20 protein-coding genes are annotated in these 25,392 nt (G+C 48.5%); 12 read left to right on the top strand and 8 right to left on the bottom strand.

The genetic code is table 11. The features are described 5' to 3' along the window. Nucleotides 1–767 precede the first annotated feature (767 nt). From P0X86_RS16240 to P0X86_RS16195, 10 genes are all read left to right on the top strand, one after another. Nucleotides 768–1,934, top strand: a complete 1,167-nt coding sequence (locus P0X86_RS16240) for an epoxide hydrolase family protein (RefSeq protein ID WP_277745854.1) — start codon at nucleotides 768–770, stop codon at nucleotides 1,932–1,934. Nucleotides 1,935–2,354: 420 nt separating this feature from the next. After that, nucleotides 2,355–2,660, top strand: coding sequence for a hypothetical protein (locus P0X86_RS16235; protein ID WP_277745853.1), 306 nt, complete (start codon nucleotides 2,355–2,357; stop codon nucleotides 2,658–2,660). Nucleotides 2,661–3,067: 407 nt separating this feature from the next. After that, entirely contained in the window at nucleotides 3,068–7,402 is a 4,335-nt protein-coding gene (locus tag P0X86_RS16230) for a discoidin domain-containing protein (protein WP_277745852.1), read from the top strand. A gap of 29 nt (nucleotides 7,403–7,431) precedes the next feature. Continuing rightward, entirely contained in the window at nucleotides 7,432–11,610 is a 4,179-nt protein-coding gene (locus tag P0X86_RS16225) for a DUF4855 domain-containing protein (RefSeq protein WP_277745851.1), read from the top strand. Between the two features lie 190 nt (nucleotides 11,611–11,800). After that, nucleotides 11,801–12,073, top strand: coding sequence for a DUF2277 domain-containing protein (locus tag P0X86_RS16220; RefSeq protein ID WP_192571867.1), 273 nt, complete (start codon nucleotides 11,801–11,803; stop codon nucleotides 12,071–12,073). Nucleotides 12,074–12,580: 507 nt separating this feature from the next. Next, complete coding sequence (locus P0X86_RS16215) at nucleotides 12,581–12,715, top strand: hypothetical protein (protein WP_277745850.1); 135 nt, start codon at nucleotides 12,581–12,583, stop codon at nucleotides 12,713–12,715. A 195-nt stretch (nucleotides 12,716–12,910) separates the two neighbouring features. After that, nucleotides 12,911–13,801, top strand: coding sequence for an AraC family transcriptional regulator (locus P0X86_RS16210; protein ID WP_192571868.1), 891 nt, complete (start codon nucleotides 12,911–12,913; stop codon nucleotides 13,799–13,801). A gap of 125 nt (nucleotides 13,802–13,926) precedes the next feature. Then, nucleotides 13,927–14,778, top strand: coding sequence for a phytanoyl-CoA dioxygenase family protein (locus P0X86_RS16205; protein ID WP_277745849.1), 852 nt, complete (start codon nucleotides 13,927–13,929; stop codon nucleotides 14,776–14,778). An 84-nt stretch (nucleotides 14,779–14,862) separates the two neighbouring features. Next, nucleotides 14,863–15,219, top strand: a complete 357-nt coding sequence (locus P0X86_RS16200; protein ID WP_277745848.1) for a hypothetical protein — start codon at nucleotides 14,863–14,865, stop codon at nucleotides 15,217–15,219. Nucleotides 15,220–15,504: 285 nt separating this feature from the next. After that, entirely contained in the window at nucleotides 15,505–16,602 is a 1,098-nt protein-coding gene (locus P0X86_RS16195) for an L-dopachrome tautomerase-related protein (protein WP_277745847.1), read from the top strand. A gap of 260 nt (nucleotides 16,603–16,862) precedes the next feature. Here P0X86_RS16195 and P0X86_RS16190 read toward each other — a convergent pair whose 3' ends face one another. From P0X86_RS16190 to P0X86_RS16170, 5 genes are read right to left on the bottom strand one after another with little or no spacing between them, the layout of a single operon-like run. Continuing rightward, on the bottom strand, nucleotides 16,863–17,159 hold the full coding sequence (locus P0X86_RS16190; RefSeq protein ID WP_096773760.1) for a spore coat protein: 297 nt from the start codon (nucleotides 17,157–17,159) through the stop codon (nucleotides 16,863–16,865). 10 nt (nucleotides 17,160–17,169) lie between these two features. After that, nucleotides 17,170–17,370, bottom strand: a complete 201-nt coding sequence (locus P0X86_RS16185) for a hypothetical protein (RefSeq protein WP_096773759.1) — start codon at nucleotides 17,368–17,370, stop codon at nucleotides 17,170–17,172. Between the two features lie 32 nt (nucleotides 17,371–17,402). Beyond that, entirely contained in the window at nucleotides 17,403–18,539 is a 1,137-nt protein-coding gene (locus P0X86_RS16180; protein ID WP_096773758.1) for a zinc-dependent alcohol dehydrogenase, read from the bottom strand. After that, nucleotides 18,536–18,922, bottom strand: coding sequence for a spore coat protein (locus P0X86_RS16175; RefSeq protein ID WP_090914259.1), 387 nt, complete (start codon nucleotides 18,920–18,922; stop codon nucleotides 18,536–18,538). Before P0X86_RS16175 ends, P0X86_RS16180 begins: the two co-directional genes overlap by 4 nt. 11 nt (nucleotides 18,923–18,933) lie before the next feature. Beyond that, nucleotides 18,934–19,176 carry a spore gernimation protein GerQ gene (locus P0X86_RS16170; protein ID WP_277745846.1) on the bottom strand — a complete coding sequence of 81 codons (243 nt, stop codon included), beginning with the start codon at nucleotides 19,174–19,176 and terminating at the stop codon, nucleotides 18,934–18,936. A gap of 195 nt (nucleotides 19,177–19,371) precedes the next feature. On the opposite strand from P0X86_RS16170, the gene P0X86_RS16165 reads away from it, so the two are divergent. Further along, the gene (locus tag P0X86_RS16165) at nucleotides 19,372–19,653 is read left to right on the top strand and encodes a hypothetical protein (RefSeq protein ID WP_277745845.1); all 282 of its coding nucleotides are present in this window, start codon (nucleotides 19,372–19,374) and stop codon (nucleotides 19,651–19,653) included. A gap of 751 nt (nucleotides 19,654–20,404) precedes the next feature. Further along, nucleotides 20,405–21,601 carry a copper amine oxidase N-terminal domain-containing protein gene (locus P0X86_RS16160; protein ID WP_277745844.1) on the top strand — a complete coding sequence of 399 codons (1,197 nt, stop codon included), beginning with the start codon at nucleotides 20,405–20,407 and terminating at the stop codon, nucleotides 21,599–21,601. Nucleotides 21,602–22,069: 468 nt separating this feature from the next. Here the strand turns inward: P0X86_RS16160 and P0X86_RS16155 are convergent, their stop codons facing one another. The 3 genes from P0X86_RS16155 to P0X86_RS16145 form a co-directional block, all read right to left on the bottom strand. Continuing rightward, a complete protein-coding gene (locus P0X86_RS16155) occupies nucleotides 22,070–22,780 on the bottom strand; it encodes an ABC transporter permease (protein ID WP_096773753.1) in 711 nt (236 codons plus the stop codon). Next, a complete protein-coding gene (locus P0X86_RS16150; protein ID WP_277745843.1) occupies nucleotides 22,777–23,703 on the bottom strand; it encodes an ABC transporter ATP-binding protein in 927 nt (308 codons plus the stop codon). The genes P0X86_RS16155 and P0X86_RS16150 overlap by 4 nt, the downstream gene beginning before the upstream one ends. 99 nt (nucleotides 23,704–23,802) lie before the next feature. Next, complete coding sequence (locus P0X86_RS16145) at nucleotides 23,803–25,371, bottom strand: FAD-dependent monooxygenase (RefSeq protein WP_277745842.1); 1,569 nt, start codon at nucleotides 25,369–25,371, stop codon at nucleotides 23,803–23,805. Nucleotides 25,372–25,392: the final 21 nt, after the last annotated feature.

Raw genomic sequence — 25,392 nt, 5'->3', positions numbered from 1 at the left:
CACTTGCATAGTATTCATGTAAGAGGAAAGAACATACATATCCATTTAAGTCCGCGTTTTACGCGGATTTTTTTTAGTTTGAATTATGTTTTGTCTCGTAATTTAGATTGAAATATCTTTGAGTGTATATCATGATATTGAATGTTCATGGTGAACAAACTAGTTAATTGCAAGGGGGTTCAACGCGTGAAGGTGGTATGTCTGGCACTTAGGCACTTTAGATGCAGGTCCTACCGTTTCTTTTTCAGATGGAACCTCTTGCTTAAATCTGATAAGTTTTTTTGAAAAGTAAAAGGATCAATTGTCACTCTTCCTTAAGATTCGCGAAATAATTGTATTCGTTGATATGTACCGGAGCTGGGATTTGCGTCAGCCGGATAATTGGACTCGCGATGTTCTGAAAGATAGTCAGATGCGGATCATCAATGGATTTTCGTTGATCCACGATTTTCTATAGTATTCAAATAAATGGATAGCGCTGAATAACGGGAAACGTTAGCTCATTGAAGACATAAAGAGGCAGCCGGCTTTTGGGTCGGCTGCTTTTTCTCAACTAACGGGCAGGATTTTTCCAATATGTGGTGTATATGATTTAATGCCCATAGGTGCCCCATAGTTTAACGCGTTAGCATGAGGAGCAGATGTAATTGAAATGAATTCGCTTTGTAAAAGGGTTATTAACCCATGAACCCTGACATAATGTAGTCAGAGTTCATGGATTATTATGAGTATATCAGCAAAACAAACATTTAAAGGAGGAAGTTCACATGACAAATACAAGACCTGTTATTTCCGAGGAAAGCACAGAAATTCAGCCGTTCCGTATCTCCGTAGCGCAAGACGATCTAGAAGACCTTCGGTATCGTTTATCTCGGACTCGTTGGCCGGAAAAGTTAGGTGAAGCGGGCTGGAAATATGGGGTATCGCTGGATTATGTGAAAGAATTAGCACTCTATTGGGAGAAAGAATACGATTGGCGTAAATTCGAAGCTCGCCTGAATGAGTATCCTCAATTCACTACGAATATCGATGGTGCCAACATTCATTTTTTACATGTTCGTTCGCCAGAACCAGACGCATTTCCACTACTGCTTACCCATGCATGGCCTAGCTCGATTGTCGAGTTCTTGGAACTCATCGGTCCGCTCAGCGATCCGCGCAATCACGGTGGTGATCCGGCTCAAGCGTTTCACTTAGTCATTCCTTCCGTTCCTGGATTTGGGTTTTCAGGGCCAATTCTTGAATCGGGATGGGATATCGCTCGTATTTCAAAAGCATGGGATGTCTTAATGAAGCGTTTGGGATATAAGGAATACGGTACCCACGGCAGCGATTGCGGTGCACTTGTATCCAGAGAACTCGGCATTCAGAAGCCGGAGGGTCTTCGCGGCATTCATGTACTGCAGTTGTTTTCGTTCCCTTCCGGAGATCCGGCAGAGATGGCTGACTTAACGGAAGAAGATCAGCGAAAACTTCAATTCCTTGCCAATTTCCATGAACGGGCAGGCTTTAATTCGATTCAATCCACACGCCCGCAAACACTCTCCTATGGGCTAACAGACTCGCCGTCAGGTCAGCTTGCTTGGATTGCCGATTTATTTTGTGGCTTTGGTGACCATGTGGATTTTATCGACCGGGACGCATTTTTGACGAACGTCACCTTGTATTGGTTGACCAATACGGCGGAATCATCTTCTCGCTTGTATTATGAGAACGCGCACAGCCACAGTCAGGAGCCGCAGGGACCGAATACGACACCGACAGCAGTGGCCGTGTTCGGAGATGATTTCAAATCTATAAGACGCTTTGCTGAACGTGACAACACGAATATTGTGCAATGGTCAGAATTTGAGCGCGGAACCCACTTTGCCGCAATGGATGCACCGGATCTTCTAATCCCTGACATTCAGTCTTTTTTTCGGAGATTCCGTTGACACTATTTAATATGGTTATAGAAGATAGGAGCTATAACACGTGAGTAAGCTGAACAAAGAGCAAATCCAAGAAGCAGTATCGATCAATAACCCAGTAAAATTTATAGTAACCCCGACTTGAATCGCTCGCTAGTACGCATAGCGCGTCAGACCCTGTACCTAGACTCTTCCCGTAACGCATTGCAATTACGTCCCTTGCTGGAGCCCGGCGGCTGTAGCGGGAGTAGTTCGGAACAAGGTACCGTTAGTGCAAATCTCCCGGCGGGGCATATGGGGGGAAAAGGTTTACCATATGTCGGAGGACAAAGACATAGCCCCATTGAGAGTCGCTAATTTAGCGGCTTTTTTGTTTTATCGGTACAAGTTATTGTCCCAATTCGAAGACAAGAACTTGTACCGATTTCCGTAAAGGATAAGAACATGAGCCGATTACAATTAGATAAGCGTCTAACTATATTTCCATTCAATTTCATTAAGGTAACGGGCAGGATTACTCACCAATCTGAATTGAATGAAGAATCGCTTGTGAAAGATACATTAAAACTGGCTTATGTTGCGTTAAGCAGACCGCGCTATTTCGCAGGCGTAGCGATGCATAAAGAAAATGTTTCGGATGAAACCATTTTGGTCGCTGCAAGACATTATTGGAGGATCGTAAAAGTTGAAGAGGAACACGAATCCTTTTCAGAAGAGTTGTCGCATCTGACATTACAATCCGTTAATTGATTTTGGAGAAATTGAAGTGCATATCAGCCGTCTATATGCCATGAGACACCATTCTAATCCGACTTATTATGTCGTCCGACGGCTGCTGGATAACTATTGGGGACGAACTTAGTCCCAACCATCAAAATGCTTCTGATAACCCGAATTATATAAAGGAATATTTCAAACTGACCGAACCTATAGAAGGATTCGATATTCGATAACATGAAGAAAAGCCAAATGCTGGCACCCATAGCCTTGATTAACCGTAGAAGGCCAAATGTCCACATTTGTATATGGAATGTAAACACATGTATATCGATGCTTCATTGCCCTCTACTTATAATGAAGTTGCCGCAGCAAATAGCATGGAAGGTCATGCGGGTTGCTTGTGGTAATTCGTGCAAATGACAAAGGGAGGGATATTCGTGGGTTTACGGCAGAGGGTTATTTTTTTAGTTATATTTGTTACCGCTTTCATAATGGTGACCACCCTTTCGGAGAGGTCCAATGCCGCAACAGGGAATATGGCTCTAGGGAAGACGGCTTATTCGTCGTCGAACGAAGTGGATTTTTTCGGACCTGAGAAAGCGGTCGATGGGGGCACCGAACATGCAAGCCGCTGGTCTTCGGAAAGAACCGACGATCAGTGGTTTTACGTTGATCTGGGTGTGCCTGTAGAAATCGGAAGAGTAATCATCAACTGGCAGACTCCGGCGGAGCAATATCAGATTCTCGTATCCGACGATGCGGTATCCTGGCGGAGCGTATTCGCGGACAACCGCGTGCTCGTCGCGTCCGGGCCGGGTGAAGATACGATCGATTTCGAACCGACTGTGGCGCAATACGTCAAGTTTCAAGGGGAGACGCGACGTCCTATTGAGGGCGTTTATTACGGATACTCCTTCTGGGAATTCGAGGTATACAAAGGCAGACCTCAACTGCAGCCAATTATGGACGCGGTGAAAAACAGCATCGTCGTCTCGGAAGGGGATACCCTGCTGAATCTGCCCGCTGTACCGGAAGGTTATACGCTGACGCTGGTGAACACGGACAGCTTGCCGGTGATCGACGTGCAGGGCAATATTCATGCGCCGCTTGTCGATACTCAGGTTCAGCTGCTGCCGCAAATCCAGAGCGACAGCGATCCGACTTATCTTTTAACGGATAATGCGCTAGTCACCGTACCCGGTCTCTACGAGCAGACGAGCGATCGGAACCCGGAGCCGCGCGTCATTCCTTCTTTGCGTGAGTGGCTGGGCGCAACCGGCGAGTTCCGCTTGTCGGACAAATCCAAAATCGTCATTCGCGCAGATGATGAGGCGGCTCTGCGGGGGACGGCTGACATTTTGCAGCAGGACTTATTGGATTTAACGAAGTTGTCACTGACCGTTGAGGTTGGTTCTCCTCAAGAGGGAGATATCTATTTGATGCTGGATGCCGCGCATACGGGATTGGGGAAAGAGGGATATGAGCTGAATATCGGCGAGTATGCTTCTGTTGCTGCGTCCGAGCAGACGGGTGTCATGTTCGGCACGAGAACGATCTTGCAGCTGCTCGGCCACGCTGCCGATCATAAAGCGATGCCTAAGGGGCAATCGCGCGATTATCCGAAATACCCAGATCGGGGCTTTATGCTCGATGTGGGCCGCAAGTTTTATACGATCGAGTTTTTGCAGGACTATGTCAAGCTGATGTCCTACTATAAGATGAACCGGTTCCAGATTCACCTGAACGATGATGTCGGCGATGTCGGTTACTTCCGTCTGGAGAGCGAGAAATTTCCTGGAGTGACGAGCAAGGACGGCTATTATACGAAGCAGCAATTCAGAGACCTGCAGCTGCTTGGGATGGAATACGGCGTAAACGTCGTGCCGGAAATTGATACGCCGGGCCACTCCGGCGCGTTCATCGCTTACGATTCTCGATTGGGCAGCAACAATCAACTGGATATCCATCGTCCAGAGACGCTCGACTTCATTAAAGCACTGTTTGACGAGTATCTCGACGGCAGCAATCCGACCTTCGTCGGCCCGGATGTGCACGTCGGCACGGATGAATATTTCGGCGACGACAAGGAGGCGTTCCGCAGGTACGCGGATATGCTTCTTAACCACATTAACAGCAAAGGCAAACGCGCCCGTCTATGGGGCAGTCTGTCCGCATACGACGGCACGACGCCGGTCAGCAACAATGCGACGATGGACATCTGGTATGAACCGTACGGAAGCGCTCAGCAGGCCGTGGAGCTCGGCTACGATATTATCAATACCAATACGAATTTGCTCTACATCGTTCCGCAGCTGTATCGCAGTTATTTGAATTACGATTTTATTTACAACGAGTGGGAGCCCAACGATTGGCTGGAGACGAAGCTTCCTTATGCGCATCCGCAGGTCAAAGGCGGCATGTTCGCGCTCTGGAACGATGTGTCCGTAGAGAAAGGCGTATCCATGGCGGACTCGCATCAGCGGATCTTGCCTTCCATGCAAGTGCTGGCGGAAAAGCTGTGGAGAGGCAACCGCATCGATCGGAACTTCGCAAGCTTCCAGACGGATGCCGCAAGGTACGTGGACCCGCCGGGTGTTCATCAGTCACACAAGCTTCAAATCGACAATGAGCGGCATCTCGTGCTGGATTATACCTTCGACGAAGGCTTCGCGGACCGTTCGGGGAACGGCTTTGACGGCAACGAGGTGAATGCTGGAACAGAGAAGGGAATCTTCGGTCAAGCCGTGAGGCTAAACGGCGGGGCCAGCTACGTGGAAACGCCGCTTCGCACGCTTGGTTTCGGCTGGACGATGTCCATGTGGATCAAACCGGACGCTGACAACCCGCAAGGAGTTGTGCTGCTGGAATCTCCGGACGGACAGCTGAAATACAACATTGGGGGCAGCGGCAAAATCGCCATCACAAAAGAAAATTACGTCAGCGAATTCAATTATAAGCTGCCGACCGATCGCTGGACCCATGTCAGTATGATCGGCGACGACACGGGGACCTCCATCTTCATTAACGGCAGTGATTATACGGCTACTCTCAAAGACGGCTCCAAGCTGGAAACATTCGTTCTGCCGGTAGCCAAAATCGGCAGCGAGACGAATGCCTTTCAAGGCTTGATTGACGAACTCATCGTAAGGAACACCTACTTGGACCTGCATGGAAATCTGGCTTTGCATAAGCAAGCTGAATCATCGCAACCGGAATCTTCGTCCTACACGGCGGATAAAGCGGTGGACGGCAGAGGGGATACCAGATGGTCCAGCGATTGGGTGGACGATACCTGGTTCATGGTGGATCTAGGTGAAGTGAAGAACATAGATGCTGTATCTATTTTGTGGCAAACGGCATATGGTTCGAAGTACCGTATTCTCGTGTCCGAGGACAAGGAGAACTGGACGAACGTTGTGAAAGACAACAACGGGGAGATTAACGGAAAGCCGGGACGTGTCGTGACTACCTTCCAGAGCACGCCAGCCAGATACGTGAAGTTCGAAGGGGTGTCCAGAGCTACTATGTTCGGCTATTCCTTTGAGGAATTTGAAGTGTACGGCGAGGAATATAAACTCGGCAATCTACGGCCGATTATCGACCTGTTGACGGCAATCGAGGCCGACAAGCTTGTGGAGGACAATTACTCTCCTGAGGGCTGGGCACAGCTTCAGCAAGCGATTGGGCAAGCGACTGCGGCTATTCAATCCGCCCAACTGTCTCGTCCTGAGGCCGAGCAGGCGTATGCCGAGCTGAGCGTTGCTCGCGATCGTCTCACGATCGAAGACGTAATGGACCTGATCGAGCTTAATGTGAACGGAAGTATCGCATCCAACCTTTACCTGCCGCAGAAAGGGCAGCTCGGTACGCGCATCGTCTGGAACAGCTCAAAACCCGACTACCTGAATGCGAATGGACAGTTGTTGAAACGTCCGTCAAGCGGGTCGGGCGACATGGAGGTCGTGCTGACCGCGACGATCAGCAAGGGAGCTGCATCCGCGGAGAAAACGTTCAAGATCAAAATCAAAGCGCTGCCTGGCTCCGGCGGCGGAGGATGGGTTCCGACTCCAGTAACTCCTGATCCGGAAGAAGGCCAAAACGGCGGTTCGAATCCGGGAGGTGAAGATCCAGGCAATGGCAATGAGAACGGCAGCGGCAATGAGAACGGCAATGGCAATGGCAATGGCGGGGAGTCCGGCGGATCGACAACGGTTCGGCTGAACGATATTGCGAGCCATTGGGCAGAAGCGTCCATCAAACGGGCGGTTGAGCTTGGATTTGTAACGGGCTACACCGACAAGACGTTCAAGCCGAATAAGACGGTCAGCAGAGACGAATTCGTCGTCATGCTGGTCAAAGCGTTGAAGCTGCAGGGTGCGAACAGTTCGCTGGACTTCGCGGACGCAGGTTCGATTCAAACCTGGGCGAAGCCTTATATTGCACAGGCCTTGGAATCCGGCCTGATCAGCGGCTATGCGGACGGGACATTCCGACCGAAGGTTTCGATTCGTCGAGCAGAACTGGCAGCAATGATTGTTCGCGGCTTGGGTCTGAAGACTGCGGAAGGGCATGGGCTCTCTTACGCGGACGCGGATCAAATCCCGGCTTGGGCGAAGCCGTACGTGGCAGCAGCCCAGGAGGCGAGAGTGATGAACGGTCGCGGTGACAACCGGTTTGCGCCGGCCGCCTCGGCGACGAGAGCTGAAGCAGTAACCGTTATTCTAAATATGCTTGATGCGCTTGGGGAGTTGAAGGAACAGGAGCAGAACTAATTATGCATAGAAAGAGAGCGTGAGATTAGGTGAAAACTAGACGAAGTTTGACTGCTATGCTGCTTGTCCCGGTCATGCTGTTATCATTAATCTCCTCCGTGTATGCGGAGGAGGCGAGCATAGAAAGCGCCGGCTTTTATAATCTGGCCCAAGGGAAACCGTACACATGGTCGGAACAGTCGGAGGGTGCTTTCCCGGATGACGGGACGAAGCTGACGGACGGCAATGCCGCCGACCCCTCGCGTGACAGCGGCAACTGGGTGGGCCACCGCCACAAGAAATCCCGTTCGGTTGTATTTGATCTAGGCGAGCAAAAGACGGTTCAGGAGGTGAGCACGCGTTTCCTGCACGATTGGCCGAACAACGAAACGCTTGTGCCGCTCACCGTTTCGTTCTACGCGTCGGACGATGGGGTGAGCTGGGGCGTATTGTCTCATAATGCAACTCAGTTGTTATGGGGCGACCAGACCAACATCGAGACATTTGCATGGGACGGCAGCCCTGAAACTGGAGCAGTCAAGCGTGGCGATTATACCGAAGGTCTCGTATATGCTCGTTATGTGAAAGTAGTGTTCTCCATGCATCCGAGGGCATGGAGCATGATCGACGAGGTGACGATTACCGGTGCGGATGGCTTGATCGCCGGAGCGCAGCCGGTACAGCCTGAGCCGTACGCCCTCCTGCAGCCTGGAGATGCTACTGGCGGGATTCAAAACCTGGGCTTGCTGTATAACGGACACTACGCGGACGGCACAGGAAATTGGACGAAGGAACGGGCTATCCCTAATATCAGTTATGTGTACGAGCAGGGAGAGCCTGTCGATTGGCTGTTCGACGGCGTATTGTATCTGGGCTTGACATCGGATAACGGCAGAGGCTTCGGAGCGGCAGAAGCGGCCGGAAAAGCCAGAAAACAGGAATGGGAATGGTATTTGGATAAAACGTTTAACGCTGGCGGCGATATGAGCGCGTTGAACGAGGCGACGGCCTGGGCAGGCGTGAAGCTTGGCGAGCCCGACCATAAGACGAAGGTTGTTCTGATGATTCCAGAACCGGGCGAGTATCAGTCCGACTTCGGCAGCATTGACGGCGAGGATCTGAACTTCGATGTAGGTGCGGTCGGCGATGCCGCATCGCTGGATAACAGGGCCAAAGCGATTCAGTGGTGGGTCGATGAAGTGCAAGCCAGATGGACGGCTGCGGGTTACTCGAACCTGGAGCTCGTCGGCATGTATTGGCTGGAGGAACAAATCAGCACGCATGCGACCGGGCCGGAGATGGTCAAGAGAGCGAGCGACATCGTTCATAACGCAGGCCTGAAGCTGTTCTGGATTCCTCATTTTATGGCCTATAAGGCATTCATGTGGAAGGATGTCGGCATTGATGCCGTATCTCTGCAGCCGAACTATTTCTTCGAGAAACTGGACCCTTCGCGTCTGGAGGATACAGCGGATATGGCGAAGCGGTACGGCATGTCGCTGGAGCTGGAATTCGACGACCGGATGATCAACGACGCCGTCTTCCGCGAGCGGTTCATCGAGTACTTGAACAGCGGCGTGGATACCGGTCTGATGCAGCATGGATATAAAGCTTACTATCAAGGCAACAACGCTGTATACAACGCGGCGAAAAGCACAGACCCTGCTACCCGAGTGCTTTACGATTGGCTATACCAATTCTCTAAAGGCACTTATCAGAAGCAAGACGCTGCTCCGCCTGATGTTGTAGCGCTCATGAACGGGCAGCCGATCTCGGAGCATACGATCGTGCCTGATACGACACAGGCCGCATTCACCTGGACCATTCCGGGAGACGACGGGAGCGGGATTGTTAAAGTTACGGCCAAGTATGACGGCAAGCCTTATACGGAAGGAACTGTTGTAGATCTGACGGGTAAGCCGGGCAAACATGTGCTGGAGCTGACGGTGGCGGCTGCCAAATCCAAGACGGTTAAATTCGTAATAGAAGCTCGTTTGGGCGCTGAAGGCCTATTGGCTCTTGTTGATAAGTACGCGGACAACAAGCAGCTTAGCAATACCGATACGGTACGCGCTATGCGCAACGCCTTGATCATGATGGAGCGTACGCAAGAGAGCAACCCTGAGCAAGCCAGGGACTATTTGCTGGCATTCAATGCGAAGCTGGAAGAAGCTAAAGGCCTTGAGTTTGTAACGGAAGGCGCTTATACGGCGCTGAAGGAAGGCGTGTATTACGAGGCTGGCAGCATCGCACAAGATAAAGAAGCAGAGGCATCCTCGACGGAAGCCGCAGGTCTGGAGCCTGCGAAGGCGCTCGACGGCGCACCGGCCACGCGTTGGGCAAGCGAAGTTCGCGATACGTCTTGGTTCCAGGTTGATCTGGACAGCCAGCAAACCTTCGACACGATCCGCATCGATTGGGAATATGCGCGCGCGGACCAATACCGTCTGAGCGTCTCGGATGATAAGCAAACGTGGGAGCCCTTGAAAGTCGGCAACAATGGCGTGGTTAAAGCTGCCGACGGCAAGAACACCCTGGTTTTCCCGGCAACGACGGCAAGATACATCAAGTTCGAGGGATTGAATCGGGCAACGTTTTACGGTTATTCCTTCTATGAATTCGGCGTGTACGATCTTGCTCCGCAGCAAGAACTAAAGACGTTGGACAGCATACAAGCCGCTGTGGACGCTTCCACGAAGAAAGTCACGATTGACGGTCTGGTCATGAATGGCAAGAAAGAACATTTGTATGTGAAAGTGCTTGACCCAAAAGGCAACATTCAATATACCGGTCAGACGGGCACTGAGGATGACGGAAGCTTCCGCATCGCCTTTACGTTGACCGGAGAAGAGCAAGGGAAGTATACGGTCGAGCTTGAAACGGATGACATGACGATTCCCGAGCTGGTAACCTTCGAATACCGCAAGGCGCCTACGAGTGGTGGAGGCAATGGAGGCGGCGGTGGAAGCAATGGTGGTGGCAGCAGTGGAGGTAGCAGTGGAGGCAGCGGCGGAGGCGGTCAGGCGCAAGATCCGTATACCTTGCAAGCGGACGGTTCAGTCAAAGCCGTGCTTGTCCCGACGATGAACGGCCAGCAGGCTGCCGCTGCGGTCGGGGCGTCGGATCTGAATGCCGCCATTCAGAGGGCAGTGGCCGACAGCAAAGGTAATAAACATGTTCATGTTGAATTGAAGTCGTCGAACGCGGCTGGGAGCTATGCTTTGGAGCTTCCGGCGGCTAATCTGACGAACCAGCCTAATCTGATTCTGTATATCTCCACGCCGTACGCTCAGCTTGTTTTGACTGGTGACATGCTGGCAGGAGTCAAGGAGAACGCTGGAAAGCTGCTCGTAATCGTAAGCGATTATGCGGGCGAGTATCGCAGTAACGAAGCGGCCGGGCGGATCGGCAACAGGCCAATCGTAGAGGTTGCATTGCTACTGGACGGTGAAGCTCTGTCTTGGAAAAATGCGAAGGCATCGATTTCGATTGCCATTCCGTATTCGCTTCAAGCAGGAGAGCAAGCTGTTGATCTGCAAGCTTTCGAGCTGATGGGCGACAGCGCGGCGGCAATTAATGGCGCGTCTTATGACAAAGACAAGGATATGCTGCGATTCTCCATCGACCATGTCGGCGTCTATGCTATCGGCGGCAAGAATCCGGCTGCATTTAGCGACCTTGGCAAGCATGAATGGGCGCGCGAGGCGATCGAGAAGCTGGCGGAAAGAGGCATCGTCAAAGGCACCTCGATCGAAAAAGGCAAGTTCAGCCCCGCAAATCAGGTAACGCGAGCTGATTTTATCTTGATGCTGGTGAACATGCTTGACCTGCGTGCCGAAATCGCCTCGACGTTCGCCGATGTGAAACCGAATGATTATTACTATGATGCGGTCTCCATCGCCAAGCAATTGGGAATCGCTTCGGGAGTGAACGAAGTTAACTTCGCTCCTCGTGATTCAATCAGCCGCCAGGATGCTATGGTTATGCTGACCCGAGCGCTGCAAACGACGGGGGCAATAAAGCCGTCCGCATCCGGTTCAACGCTTGAGGGCTTCCGTGATGCGAGCCAGATTGCGCCATATGCTGCGGACAGCGTGGCAACGATGTTCGAGTATGGGCTGGTTACGGGCTCTAACGGCTACATGAAGCCGAAGAGTACGACCAGCAGGGCTGAAGCGGCGATGTTCTTGTATCGCGTTCTTCAATTAATCGAGGGGCAGCAGCAGTAGAAGCGGGAACAATTGATTTAAGCACATTCCGATTAGCGCGGTAACGCGCCCGGGGTGTGCTTTTTCGACGATACAGAATAGAACTTCGTAAACGGAGGGATGAGAAGTTGAAGAACTACTTGAATGAACAAACTATGTTATGCTGGATACAACAAAGTGCGTTCATTTCAAGAAAGGGGTTTAAAATGCCATGTGCCGAAATATCAAGACCTTATTCAATTTCGACCCGCCTGCGACGGATGAAGAAATTCAGGCTGCAGCGCTGCAATTCGCAAGGAAGCTCTCGGGGTTTAACCGTCCTTCCAAAGCGAACGAAGCGGCGTTTAACCAAGCGGTGCAAGAGTTTACCGCCGTTGCACGGCAGCTGCTGGATTCTCTGGTGACTCAAGCCGAACCCCGCAATCGAGAGGTCGAGATCGCTCGGGCCCGGGAACGAGCCGCTAAGCGATTCGGAGAATCCTAAGCGGGATAGACGGAATCGCATTGAAGGTACCTAGGTTATTTGGAAACTCGATCGTTATGACTCCTGAACGTAAAACGCTGTCGAAAGTATTGAAACTCCGCCTAAAGCTTCATTGTTTCCACCGACAAAAGAGGACGTTCAACATGAAATGCCAGACGGGGGTTAATTGTTACCATTCGAGATCTCTCTCAAGTATTGTATGGGTGGGAGAATGTTATCAAGTTCTGTCGAGAGACAAGAACAAGGTCCCAAAGAAAGTCGCTTATTTAGCGACTTTTTTGTTTTATAGGTACAAGTTCTTGTCCCGAGTCGAGGACAAGAACTTGTACCTATTACCGTAATGGACATGAACTTGGTCCGATTACCGATATGATAAATATCTAATCAGCTTGTTATTCTAACCATGATTTTGTATTATACGTGTTTTTTGATATCGTTGTCGCACATTATCACAGAGCTGCTGGGAACAATCAGTTTAAGCCACCCCAAATAAGTTGGAGGAAGTGCATGAAATGTTTCGGATCAGCGGCGATTCTCCCAGTGATCCCATCGCCCGGAGCCCGGAAGCCTACGGACGACCAGTTGGAATGGTCCTGCAAAGTTGCTGCCGCGCAGGAGAAACTGGTTAGGGGGTATGATTAATGCCAAGGATGTGGAGAGAAGACAGGGCAAATAAGAAGTCTGATGGATGGAATCGGCCTGCGATAATCGCCTATGACTCTTCTCGATGGGGTAGTGTTACCGGGCTCAAGGTGTGACGACCATTCGCTTTGGAGTCTTGATAACCCTTGTTGTACTTGAATCTTATGTATATTCTTGAAGAAGGGAGGTGGCCAGATGGAGAAGAAACGTTCCGCCAAATATAACACACCAAAGGATTCACGTTTGCTTGAATCAGACAAAGAAATTCGTTTCGAGCTTCCTTACGAGACCGAATTTGAAAATTTATCTTATATCGGTGTCGTTTTATACGAAACATGGCATGTGCCCGGTCACCATCATGAACATTTTGAACTGTGTTATGTGGAAAGTGGGCAAGGGTGGTTTACGATTGACGGATCTTACTACACCGTTAGTCAGGGAGATCTTTTTATAACGAAACCAGGCGAAAGTCATCAGGGAGCTGCCGCTGGAGACTTGCCGTTTAGGTTGTATTACCTTGGCTTTAATCTCGAGCAGATGAGAAGCTTGGAAGTGGAATATTACAAAATCGGTTTTAATCGGGTGGAGAAGGACGAAAATGGTCTCATAAAAAGCATATTCGATAACATTTTTGAAGAACTGCGCATGAAAATCTTTTTAAGTAAACCAATGGTACAAGGATTGTTTATCCAATTGCTTGTCTCCATAGCACGAATCTATAAGGCCTCATCGCAAGAAAGAAATCATGGAGCGAAAAAACTGCCTTCGGACATTATCGAAATTTTAAATTACTTGCATGCCGAAATTCGTGCCGACCTTACAATCAATGACCTTGCGCATCAGTTCCATATCAGTCGTTCCCATCTGGCCCGGGAATTTAAAGAGCATTTGGGGGTAACCATCGGGGAGTATATTCGTTCACTCTGTTTGGACAAGGCGAAGCACTTGCTGCTTGAAACCGGTGAATCGGTAAGTTCCATCGCCGTGAAGCTGCATTTCACATCGATCCATACGTTCAGCATATTCTTTAAGCGGCACAGTGGAAAATCCCCCCTCGAGTTCCGGAATCACAATACCTCTCGTTGACCGGTCCATCCTGCGCAGTGTGGTGAAAATGTTTAAATTTAAAGCATTTATTTAAAAATACATTCCGCAGTATCACAAGTATAATTACAGCAGATTCAAAAAAAGTTAGGATGAGGTGTTGACAGATGGTAAATCATCATGATGTACGTGTGAATTGTCTTCCATCGGAGCGGGATGTTGCTTTTTTTGACGAGAATGGTTATTGGATGTCTCCGGTCATCTTCTCGGCGGAAGAGCTTGCTCAGATTAAGGAACATCAAGACAAGATGTACAAAGGTGAATACGAGACGGGGAGAGAACCGGTATGCAATTGGTTGGAAGGTCAGCATAACCCGAAAGCATTGCGAAAAACGGATAACTCTCATTGGTCCGACAGGACGCTTCGTCAGGTTGCGACCGACCCTACCATCGGAGCCATTGCCGCTAAACTGATGCATGCCGATGCGATTCGGCTGTTTCACGACCAACTGCTTTATAAACCGGGCAGAGGTAATGGTAAAGAAACGGCTAATGTGGGATGGCACCAAGATTATTCGTATTGGCAATGCTGTAAGGAGCCGTCGCTCATTACTGCGTGGGTGGCATTCACCGATGTGGACTTGTCCAATGGGTGTATGCAAATGGTGCCGCGAAGTCATAAATGGGGGCTTCTGAACGTGAGTGATTTCTTCGAGCAAAACATGGAGAAGCAGCAGGAAACGATGGATATTCCGGAAAATGAAAGCTTCACTACAGTTCCGATGGTGATGAAAGCCGGTCAGGTAAGCTTCCACCACGCACTGACCATTCACGGCAGCGGCCCTAACATAACCGAAGGCGCTCGACGCTCGATGGCTGTGCATTTGATGACGGGGGAGACGAGATACACCTACAATCCAAGAGGAGATGGCCATTTTAATGCGCAAATGATGGCAGGTAAAGATGGAGAGCTATTCGCAGGTGAATCCTGGCCTGTGCTTTATGAGGCCAAGATCTAATGAAAGTAGCGATATATAAGGCTTTGTGGGGCATGACCGGCAGTTGGGAAGAAAGCTTCAAGCCAATCGCTGGGGCGGAATACGATGGGGTTGAAGCTGGCCTTCCCGGCCTGCAGGATCAACAGCGTAAAGCTCACGATCTTGAGATCAGTCCAAATTCATGCCCGTGTCGGCTATGCTCAAGGACCGCAAGTTCCGCATCCCGCAGCTCCCGAATACCAGCAGGAACTCTTAACTCATACCCGTTGCTGGCGCGAAATTTATCAACATCGTAGTAAAGAGGGAGCAGAGAGCTTGTCGGTTACGACCGAATTCGGCCCCCCAAATTATTTGCACGCATTGCCTTTCAGCAATGAACCTGTGGCGAATTTATGGGAGGTGTGCGACTGGATGAGACAATATTTCGCTGCTGAAATTGCACACGAATCCTTTAAAGAGTAACGAATCAGCCGACATCATGTTCAAGCGTATTCTCTATTACAATGAGAATGCGCTTTTTTGTGCTTCCGTACCATAAGCAACTTTTGTTCAACTAATAGGCAGGATAGTCAAATATCCAGATGTGTTGATGGTATCCTTATCGACGATCATTACCTTACTGGCGGTCCAAACGATACAATTGATCCTCGTTAATTATGAGATAGAAAATTTATCAAGAACCAGGCACTACAAAAAAATTTCATCATATATAGTTGATATCCGTTCGGATTTGATGAGGAGGATATTATGCAACCTATGTTACCTATGGAAAAATATTTTGGACAGTTTGAACTGGTGCATGCTTTTTATGGGGCTATGCCTACAGGTGTCAGCGTTTCCGAAACCGGTCGTATTTTTGTTTGCTTTCCGAAATGGGGAGACGACGTTCCATTTACTGTGGCGGAAATTGTTGAGGGTGAATTGCAGCCTTATCCCAGTTTAGAAACCAACATGGTTAATACCGGCAATATCACAATGTCTTTCGTCAGTGTCCAAAGTATCGTTGCTGATGGAAGAGGAACACTTTGGGTACTAGATACAGGGGCGCCAAATTTTTCTGAACCTATTCAAGGGGGAGCAAAATTAGTTGCTGTTGATTTAAGCACGAATACAATAAGGAGAGTATACACCTTTACAGAAGATGTTGTCTTGCCAACCACTTATCTGAATGATGTCCGTTTGGATTTTCGGGTTGGAAGCGGGGGATATGCATATATAACGGATTCTTCTTCCAGAGGGCCAGGGGCTGTTATCGTCGTAGATTTAGACAATGGGAACGCGTTTAGACGACTAAATGGGGCAGAATCAACTTCACCTGATCCCTATTTTTTACCGAAAGTAGAAGGTGAAATTTTGATGAATCGAAACCCGGACGGCTCGACTTTCCCATTTAGATTGGCTTCCGATAGTTTGGCGATATCTCCTGATGGAAAGGTTTTATTTTATGCTCCGCTGACCAGCCGTCAACTGTTCTCCATCTCAACAGAAGCCCTAAGAGACAGAAGAATACAGGACATGAATTTATCCCAATATGTGCAGTATTGGGGAGAAAAAGGTGCGTCTGATGGAATGATCACCGGCGCAAAAGGAACGATTTATGCGGGAGACTATGAAAACAACAGTATCCGGAAGATATTGCCGAATGGCGCAATGGAAACCGTCGCACATGACCCTAGAATTTTATGGCCGGATACTTTTTCGATTGGACCCGATCAATACTTATATGTCATTGTGAATCAATTACATCGGCAGGCGAGATTTCATTATGGAAGAGACCTGCGGGAAAAACCATATAGTTTACTTCGTATGAGAATTGATGAATTCCCTGCTCCTACCTTTTCATAATAATCTTAAACGAAGGTAGCTATCCCTCATCAGGGAGCTGCCTTTTTTGCAGTTAAAATTATAATGTATTCCCGCAACTGGCCACCTGACCCCGAAAAAGGGTTGCGCAGCAAATATTTAAGGGCTTTTTGAGGTCGGATGACGATGGTGTACTTGGCGGGAAAATGTAGCTTCCTAGAAGCAAAAGCCCCTCCGCAGTTTTGCGGAAAGGGCCGTGAACCATTGTGGTTTTATGCATTTTGCCTGGACGAATTACGGTGTCAGGACAGAATGTTCATGGCGGTCTGAATGTTTTTCTGATCAAGCTGAATTTGCTCTGGAATTTGGTAGGGATGGTATAGGCCCCGCTGCATCATGTAGTTTGTTATCTTTTCATGGGAGTCTATGGCTTCTTCGAGCTGTTTCATCAAAATTTGCTTGATTTCGGGGGTGGCACATTCGGTCACGGCCATGGCGTAGTTCCTGACTCCGCTCTTGGCGTTCATCAAAAAATCCATTGCGATCACTTCATCGGTCAGCATATGAAGACCTGTCATGTGTTCTAATATTGGGTTCATTTTTTATCTCCTATACCGTTGCTTTAGACAGCACTCCACCAAGCTCCTGAAGCTGCTGTTGTGATAATTGTACGTCTTGTTGCAAAATTTGCATGAGCTCCGGGTCGGTTACCAGAGCTTGCATGGTCTTGGATTTAGTCATGCAAACCGTCTTGAACGCAGCTATTTCATGTACCTCAAGCATCTCATGCAAAGCATAATTGGAATTCATTCGGATTGTCCTCCCGTGTATCTATCCATAATTTAAGGCTTTAAGATGACTTTAATACAATCATCCGTTTTGGTATCGAACACTTCATAGCCCCGTTTTGCTTCGCTGAGCGGAATGACGTGCGTAACAATGTCTCCTGGATCCACTTTTCCAGAAGTAACCAAATCATACATGTACGGCATGTAGTGAATGACCGGAGCTTGTCCGGAGCGGATATTCACGTTTCGCTGCATGATGTCGCCGAGCGGGAAGCCGTTATAGCGTCCGCCGTATACACCGGTGACTTGGATGGTCCCGCCTTTGCGGACAGCCTGAGATGCAATGATAAATGCGCTCATGGTGCCGCCTTGCAGTTTCAAACCACTAGCTAGAAACTCAAGATCGCTCATCTTGCCGTCCATGCCTACCGCATCAATGACGACATCGGCGCCGCCTTTGGTCATTTCCTTGAGATTGTTGCCGATATTCTTATCCTGTTCGAAGTTCACGATTTCCACATGGTTCGTTCGCTTCGCATGCTGTAAGCGGTAATCGACATAGTCGACGGCGATGACCCGTTTTGCTCCTTTTAGCCAGCAGAATTTCTGGGCCAGAAGTCCGACCGGACCGCATCCGAGCACGATAACCGTATCTCCATTCTTGACGCCGGCGTTATCTACGCTCCAGAATGCCGTCGTCATGGCATCGGCGATCAAGCTTAGCTTTTCGTCCGGTTGCTCGCAGTTTTCAGGAATCTTGAAGTGGGTGAAATTAGCAAACGGAACTCGTAAATACTCAGCTTGCCCACCAGGGTAACCACCGGTCGTTCCGGAGTAACCGAAATAGGCGCCCATATCCCCGTGTTCGTTTGAATTGTCGCATTGGCTTTCCAGCTGATTCTTACAATAAAAGCATTCTCCGCATGCGATGTTGAAAGGGATGATCACCCGGTCGCCTTTCTTTACCTTGGTCACTCCAGGACCTACTTCTTCTACAATCCCCATCGGTTCATGCCCGATGACATAGTTTTCCTGAAGGTTAGGGATCATCCCGTGAATCAGGTGAAGGTCCGAACCGCAAATGGCGGAACTGGTGACTCTTACGATCATATCGTCCGGTTTTTCAATCTTCGGATCCGGCACCTCTTTGACCACGACATTTTTAATCCCTTGATACGTTACCGCCTTCATGCTTTGTGTCCTCCAATATGTTCATCTGGGGTCCGATCAAACATCCCTTTACGCGACGTATCATCCGGGAACAAATTCATCTGCCCGATCATCACCGTATTGTTTGCCGAAAGCTGGTCGAGTTGGTACTGTTCGTTCAGCTCGTAAGGATGGAACCATTTTTTGCGAATCATGAGCTCCGTGATTTCTTGGTGCAGTGCAATCCCCTGTTTAAGATGATTGTGCAGGAGGGCTCTTACATCCGGTGAAGCCGTTTCCGTCAGGGCGATGGACAAATTACGCACACCCTCCTTGGCACGAAGAAGGAAGTCCATGGCAAAAGTCATATCTGCCATTTCCGGCATATTTAATGAATTAATCGGGTCTAAGTAATCGGTATTCATTTGATTTCCCCTTAATGTGTTATAGGTGTCGGACTATTCGGGACAGGCGCTTGGAAAGGAGCTCTTGCGTAGATTGCTTGCAGTTCGGCAATCTGTTGTATGGATTGAATTACGTCTTTCTGCATTAAGGCTTTTAGCTCTTCGTCAAAGACCAGGCCTTGCATAAGTTTTGACTTAGCGAGGCAGAGCGTTTTAAAGTTTAACGCTTCATGCAGTTCCATCGATTCGTGCGGCGCTAGCGTTGAATTATTCATTCAGAAATGATCACCTCCCTTGTTCATCAACGTTAGATTTTCCAACGCATCGGATCTTATACTAAAATGGATTGCCGGAGATGTAAGATCCGTATATTCCCATACAGTTCACTGGAATATAAACAAATTCTTAACCTCATACTTAATTCTGTTTAACTTAACTGAATGATCTTGCTCAAGGGAGGAGGACTCACTGTGCCCAATAAAAACAAAATCGATCTAGGCACCGAAACTACAAGAGAACCGGCAGAAGGTACACTTAATTCGAGCGGTAATGCGCTGGAGCAGCATGCATCTAACGCTGCTTCTGAGGCACAAACTGCTTTAAATCAGGCGATAAGCTCGATAAGTGAATCTAATGCGGCAACAAATTCACAAGCTTTGAAGAGGGCCCGGCAGCAATTGACCCAAGCAGAGGAATTTTTAGATCAAGCGCAAACTTCAGCAAATGCAATACGTCTGCCTGACCAACGATAAAACGGTTTTGGCGCAGATAGGCTTGGCATAGATTCTTCTTTCTCGGATACAGTAGAGTCAGGCTTACTAATGTCGAGGTATGGTCGTCTGTCTATATCGAGTATATCCCGATGATGTTTCCGAACTTACGCCGATACTTTCCGCATGGGCAAATGACCTGTGTAGCTGCTCAGAGGAACGTATTTGCCTTAGACACGGTGAGTTTCCGTCAAAAATCTTCTTCGGCTTTTGACGAAGCTTTTTGTTTTTTGAGCTGTCTCAGACATTTTCAAAAAAAATTATCGAAACCGGATATGATTAAGCAGTGTAGCCCAATATATACAATTTGCCGGACTTTGATCACTTTTTTGGGAAAAATCCCCTTTCAGTAGACAAGAGAAAAAAGACATCTGTTAAGATGGACTTAATCTTGCCTAACGAATGAAGGGGATTTTTTCATGACTAAAAAAGAAGAGGACAAGAACATGTGCCGATGTGTCCCAAGCTGATCCGTCTACCCAGTAACCGTGTCGCCAATCACAAGTATTTCGTTGGTAATGGGCGCGGGCTTACGCTTTTGGGTCCGGGAAAATTGATATTATCAATTACGATAAGCGAGATTTATGTATAAACCATCCTTTATTTATCAAATTCTGCAATTCATCGAGCCTGTTGATCTTGTTACCAATTATTACATACCTTATAATCTCATTATGTGCAAATGCGTGCACAGTAAGAAAAAGAACAAATTCAAAAAGATAGGAAATCACCCATGAGAAAATTGCTAGTATGCACGTTAGCTATCATGCTAAGTTTAGCTGCGTTTACCCCCGCTATTTACGCTTCTGAAGTCCAAGTATCCGTGGATGGGCGTGATGTACAATTCCCGGATGAGCACCCATATGTCGATCAGAGATCCAACCTTACGATGGTTCCACTTGCTTTTATATCCGACAAGCTTGGAGCTGCTACGAAATGGGACTCAAAATTAAAACAAATCACGATCTCGCTTAACCGTGACACTGTTATTTTGGTGATTGGCGATCATCATGCACTGGTGAACGGTAAAAGAGTAGACTTTGAAGGGTCGGCAGTGCTCAAAAACGGCCGCACGATGGTTCCGTTGCGTTTTATAAGTGAAGCCCTGCATGCTAATGTGGATTGGCAGCCCACGCGCAATCTGGTGAGCATTATGACCTCCGTGGCCAATGTTCCGAAAGGAACATGGATATGGGACAGTCACATCATCAAACAGGATCAAGAAAAAATTATAAGCTTCGCAAAAATGAAGGGTGTGACATCTATTTACCTTCAGGTGAATAGAGATATCGATCCAGCGATATATGAAGGTTTTATACGAAAAGCCAAAAGCGAAGGAATTCAAGTGGAAGCACTTGAGGGGCGTCCCGAATGGGTCTATAAGTCTAAGCAGGAGGATATTCGAAAATTCATCACGTGGGTTAAAACCTACAATTCCTTTGTTGGCCCGGAAGCAAGCTTTACAGGACTGCATTTCGATATTGAACCTTATACGCTAAGCGAATGGACAAAGGACAACAAGGCGATTATTGAAAGCTGGATGGACAATTTGAGACTGATCGAGAAAGAAACCAGAGGGAGCGGCTTGAAAATTGCTATCGATGTTCCGTATTGGCTGAATACGATTAATGTTCCGGGGAAGGATTACAGTATGAGCGCATGGCTGCTCGAGAAGTTCGATTGCCTCGTCATAATGAATTATCGGAATCATGCAATAGGCAGCAATGGAATTGTGGAAAATGCGCAGGCCATGCTGAGAGAAGCATCCACTCTGAAGAAGAAAGTTGTTGTTGCTGTAGAAACGGTCAAAAGCACAGAGGGTCCGCGGGTCTCATTCTATTCCATGAGCAATGAAGTGATGGAAAAGGAGCTTCAATCTGCCCATAATCAATTGGCTCGCTACGCAAGCTATGCCGGCTTTGCCTCATAGACGAACTACCATCTCCTGTCATATTTCACTGTACAAAGGATAAGAGATGCAGTCCATTTCCAAGGTAAGGTCTTTACGAGAACAAAATATACGTACGTAATTATGTAATAGGCGATACAAAAGGACATTTAAAAGAAAATGGCACCCTTTGGGTGCCGCTTGAGCATGTTATGGTTTTAATAACTGTTATCTTTTATTCGGGGAATTATGTCTTTAACACCGTCGAAGACGCTGAGTTTAAGGCTCAATTACTCAACCCGCCAGTTCAAGCAGGCGTACGCGTTCTGGATCGGAGATCAGGTCGACTTCGGCAATCCTCCCGTGCCTACTCGTAAAATTGAGACTTCCTTTGCTTTTCACCCCTCGAACCCGGTGACGTGCCCTGCTTGCAAGCTACCTTGTCGCGGCTTCCGATTTTCCTACAATAATCTCCTTCCAAATTTCTATTCAGAAGTATTTTCTAGTTAATCATCGTTGCTCCCTGTTTTGCAACCATTTAACCGTCCCAATGAAGCCTGCCAGTCCTATTAAAAATACTAGAAAATAACTGGTATCTGCCAAGGGGAATGATGCGACGCCGTTTTCCTGCAAATGTAAAGCAGGTACAGACCAGGGCAGATACTTGCCAATGGCAGTGGGACCGAATACCAATGCCAGCATTAAAGTTGTAAAAGCAAAGCCGATCGGCACCAGATAACCGCGCGATATACAGGCCAGTAGGGCAAGAGGGGCACTTAATAATAGGTGGAGAGCACCAATGATAAGTATCAGGAACAAATAATGTTGTACAATTGCAAACGAAAAGCCAGGAAGGCCAATAGCAAAACCAAGCACTAAGGCATAAACAAAGCTGATCAACATCATTACAAAACACCAAAATATAATTGCGACATATTTGGCAATCGCTATTTTACCGCGCGATATAGGCAAAACGAGCAAATCCTTAAGCGTCCGATCAGAATACTCGCGGCCAAATGTCCAGCTTGTCACCAATCCAAACCCCAGCAGCCCAAACACGGATGCATACAAAAACGCAGTCCGTTCAAAAAAAGAAGGCCAATCGGGCTGTCCCAAGAACAACGTGATGACAAACAATATAAACAGAAGCGTGCCCCATAAAACAAAGGATCGACGCAATTTGTAAATTTCAACGCTACAGGCCGTCAACAATGGTCTCATTTTCGTTTTCCCTCCTGGGCTCCGATTGCTTTGAGAAAATAATGTTCCAAATTCTCTTCTTCAATATTAAGCATGGTGAGCGGCAATTCGTGATGAGCAAGCAATCTAGCAATATGTTCGGGATGCTTCACGGCATGATCATCCGGTAGTGCAAGGCAGTTATTCGAAGGCGAATGTACCGCATACCCGGAGTCTGAAAGAATAGCTTGAGCCTTTCGAGCCTCCTTCGTACCGATCATCAACTGCTTTCGGCGGATGGTTTCAAAGTCTTTTGTTGTCAGTTCTTCTAGCAATACGCCTTTGTGAATAATGCCGATTCGAGAAGCCATTTTGGACATTTCCTCAAGGATATGGCTCGATATAAACACGGTAACCCCTTGTTGAGAAGCTAGAGCTTTCAGCATCTCCCTTATCTCGACAATTCCGGCTGGATCAAGCGCATTGGTTGGCTCATCAAGAATCAGAACGTCCGGCTTATGAATTAACGCTTTGGCCAATCCAAGTTTCTGCGCGTTACCAAGTGACAAATCTCTTGCCTTACTATCCGCATATTGGCTCAGATTCAATTGCTCCATAATTTCGTTAACTGCCCCCGGAACCGGTAATCCTCGCAACCTGGCCATCAAACTCAAGTTTTCCCTAACCGTAAAGTTAGGGTAGGCATAAGGAACTTCCACCATATAACCTACTCGTCTCGATAAATCGGGATTCCCATTCGCCCAGCGCTGACCAAACAAATACACTTCTCCGGAAGAAGGCTTACTTATGCCGAGAAGAGCTCGAATGGTTGTCGTTTTTCCTGCGCCATTCAATCCCAGGAATCCATAAATTTCTCCTTTTTTAACGGAAATCGAAACGCGATCTACAATGACTTTATTTCCGTATTGCTTTGTCAGGTTAACGGTTCGAATAATTTCTTCCATAAAAACAGTCCTTCCCGTATTATCAATTTAGACTCAGTTCATCAAAAGTGCCGGCGGTCACCTGAGATGTTGTAAAAGATCACCGACGGCTTTTCAAAATCAGTTTTCGCGATAAATGAAATTCAAGTAATTCAAGATCGATGCGGTATCATCAATGGAGGTACGCAGAGCGATGTAACCGTCGGGACGAATCAATACGAGTTCTTCGCTTGCCACATCGTAAATTCGATAGGCATTCCCTGCTGTGTCGATTATGCCTTCGGCACCCTCCACATGCGATGGCAGGATGGAATGCACATGGAGTCCGTCGTAGGTGAAGTTCTCCAAAGAAAGATGATCTGTGCGGTTTACAAAAGCCAAAAGCGTCCAGTGTGGGCCGCGCAACAGGTCAAATACACTTCCTGCAAACCCTGTACCTTGCAGACCCTCGGCATTAGGAGCACGATCCCCGGGCAACGAACGGGTAGCATTCGTTCGAGCAGACGGGTGGGTAAGAGAACTTGACCGATAGGAAATGAGCAGCCCGCTCGTCAGATCGTCGGATATGGTGCTCAAGGATTGGGATAACGCTCCGCGTTCAGTGGCCGTCTCTACGACCCCTCCCATTTTTTTCGTGCTGTCCTCGAGCACGGCTTGAGCTACGGGGCGGCGCTCCTCATCGTACGTGTCGAGCAAAGCGGTGTCAGCTCCGCGTACGACGGCTTCCAGCTTCCATCCGAGGTTATATGCGTCCTGCATCCCCGTATTCATGCCTTGGCCGCCGGCCGGCGAATGAACATGAGCGGCATCTCCGGCAAGTAAAACCCGGCCGTTGCGGTAACATTCAACCATACGGACGTTGACTCGGTAGATGGACAGCCAGGAGGCATCCGTGAGCCGAGCACGTCCGGCTCCTGCGCGACGGTCAAACATGGCTTGATACACCTCTAGCGACGGCTGCTCTGGTTCTTCGATGTCTGCCGGAATTGTAGCCTGCAGCTGCCAAATATCGGATTTAGGCAGCGGTGTCACCCCGACCATCCCCTCCGAAGAGGTCCAGATATGGATACGGTCACGATCCAGCCCTTCCAATCGTACATCGCCAAGATACCACCGTTCATGTTCGTGTGTTTCTCCAACCAGCGGCAAATGGATAAACTTGCGGATATTGCTTTTGCCCCCGTCAGCGCCGACGACATAACGAGCGCGAATTTGCTCTTCTCCTTGCGGTGTGTTCACGGTTACCGTCACACCATCCAAATCCTGTTCAAGCCCTACAGCTTCCACGCCCAACTCGACTTGACCGCCAAGCGCCGCATATCGGTCGCGCAATGCTTTTTCCACATCATATTGAGCAATCCAGACCGGATCACGATAGGGTGTCTCCAGTTCGGCGCTGGCTGCAACGGTAATAGCCGGCTTGTCCACACTCTTGCCATCTGCGGTATAATAACGAACAGGCAAATCCACGACACCTGTGTCCATAATGTAACGAACGGCCTCCAAATTATCGACGACCTCAAGCGAGCGGGGCTGGATTGCTTTGGCGCGAGACGCTGCGTTATATAAGGCGCTTCGTTCCATAATACGATGGTCGACGTTTCGACGGGCAAGGTCGCAGGCAAGTGTAAGCCCTGTTGGTCCGGCCCCGACAATGAGAACATCAACAAAAGACTGCATGGTTTTCATGGATAAAATCCTCCTTGATCA

The sequence above is a fragment of the Paenibacillus sp. BR1-192 genome, from assembly GCF_029542445.1.
Classification (GTDB): Bacteria; Bacillota; Bacilli; order Paenibacillales; family Paenibacillaceae; genus Paenibacillus_AQ; species Paenibacillus_AQ lautus_A.
This window is presented reverse-complemented; position numbering and strand designations above follow the sequence as displayed.

Coding starts and splice junctions, on each gene's coding strand:
- P0X86_RS16175 (WP_090914259.1), bottom strand. CDS start 18,922: ATGAATACCGATTACTTAGACCCGATTAATTCATTAAATATGCCGGAA.
- P0X86_RS16205 (WP_277745849.1), top strand. CDS start 13,927: ATGGTAAATCATCATGATGTACGTGTGAATTGTCTTCCATCGGAGCGG.
- P0X86_RS16160 (WP_277745844.1), top strand. CDS start 20,405: ATGAGAAAATTGCTAGTATGCACGTTAGCTATCATGCTAAGTTTAGCT.
- P0X86_RS16155 (WP_096773753.1), bottom strand. CDS start 22,780: ATGAGACCATTGTTGACGGCCTGTAGCGTTGAAATTTACAAATTGCGT.
- P0X86_RS16235 (WP_277745853.1), top strand. CDS start 2,355: ATGAGCCGATTACAATTAGATAAGCGTCTAACTATATTTCCATTCAAT.
- P0X86_RS16240 (WP_277745854.1), top strand. CDS start 768: ATGACAAATACAAGACCTGTTATTTCCGAGGAAAGCACAGAAATTCAG.
- P0X86_RS16180 (WP_096773758.1), bottom strand. CDS start 18,539: ATGAAGGCGGTAACGTATCAAGGGATTAAAAATGTCGTGGTCAAAGAG.
- P0X86_RS16185 (WP_096773759.1), bottom strand. CDS start 17,370: ATGAATTCCAATTATGCTTTGCATGAGATGCTTGAGGTACATGAAATA.
- P0X86_RS16210 (WP_192571868.1), top strand. CDS start 12,911: ATGGAGAAGAAACGTTCCGCCAAATATAACACACCAAAGGATTCACGT.
- P0X86_RS16145 (WP_277745842.1), bottom strand. CDS start 25,371: ATGAAAACCATGCAGTCTTTTGTTGATGTTCTCATTGTCGGGGCCGGA.
- P0X86_RS16150 (WP_277745843.1), bottom strand. CDS start 23,703: ATGGAAGAAATTATTCGAACCGTTAACCTGACAAAGCAATACGGAAAT.
- P0X86_RS16195 (WP_277745847.1), top strand. CDS start 15,505: ATGCAACCTATGTTACCTATGGAAAAATATTTTGGACAGTTTGAACTG.
- P0X86_RS16170 (WP_277745846.1), bottom strand. CDS start 19,176: ATGAATAATTCAACGCTAGCGCCGCACGAATCGATGGAACTGCATGAA.
- P0X86_RS16215 (WP_277745850.1), top strand. CDS start 12,581: ATGAAATGTTTCGGATCAGCGGCGATTCTCCCAGTGATCCCATCGCCC.
- P0X86_RS16220 (WP_192571867.1), top strand. CDS start 11,801: ATGTGCCGAAATATCAAGACCTTATTCAATTTCGACCCGCCTGCGACG.
- P0X86_RS16190 (WP_096773760.1), bottom strand. CDS start 17,159: ATGAACCCAATATTAGAACACATGACAGGTCTTCATATGCTGACCGAT.
- P0X86_RS16200 (WP_277745848.1), top strand. CDS start 14,863: ATGGGGTTGAAGCTGGCCTTCCCGGCCTGCAGGATCAACAGCGTAAAG.